This window comes from Bacteroides sp. CAG:633 (assembly GCF_000435115.1).
In the GTDB taxonomy this organism is placed as follows: domain Bacteria; phylum Bacteroidota; class Bacteroidia; order Bacteroidales; family Bacteroidaceae; genus Bacteroides; species Bacteroides ndongoniae.
In genome coordinates, this window is record NZ_FR883053.1 from 7,932 (window position 1) to 8,517 (window position 586).

The following is a 586-nucleotide window of genomic DNA, read 5'->3' on the forward strand; positions in this document are numbered from 1 at the left end:
CAGCAGCGCGTGCGCGGCCTGCAACTGGAGCTGGAGGTGACGCAGGGCCGCCCCGAACTGATACAGAGCGTCACTGCCACCCTTGGCGGCATAGCCGGTGCCTTCGACATGGAGGCGGAACAGACCATCGGCGAACCTGTCTCCACGGTCTTTGCCTTTGCCCGCGAAGGCAGCAAGCTCACGGCCAACGTGCGCCTGCTGGGTGCGATGGGAGCCGTGCAGACCATGGTGCTGGACATCGTATTTGTGGACGGCGGACGCACACAGCGCACGGAGGTCGACCTGACGGAATCCCTTGCGGACTTTAACGGCGACATGGCCACCGCCTACCGTGTGACCGGCACGCTGGAAACGCCCGTCGGCATGGAGGAAGGCAACGCCGAAATCACCGGTTGGGAACCGGTGGACGGAGGCGATGTGGATGCGGGGATGTAAGAAAATGAAGAATTAATAATTAACAATTAATAGTGAATAGGATGAAAACAAGACATTTTGCCCTCGCAGCGCTGGCACTGACACTGGCTGCCTGCAACAACGACAACGAGAACCAGAACGGTGGCCCGGTAGCCGCCCAGTTTACGGCCGA

At 60.2% G+C, this 586-nt stretch carries 2 pseudogenes; both read left to right on the forward strand.

Going from position 1 to position 586, the window contains the following annotated elements:
- A pseudogene (locus QVP67_RS06745) lies at positions 1-435 on the forward strand (hypothetical protein); the annotation flags it as partial.
- A 41-nt stretch (positions 436-476) separates the two neighbouring features.
- Positions 477-586 (forward strand): annotated as a pseudogene (locus QVP67_RS06750) (fimbrillin family protein); the annotation flags it as partial.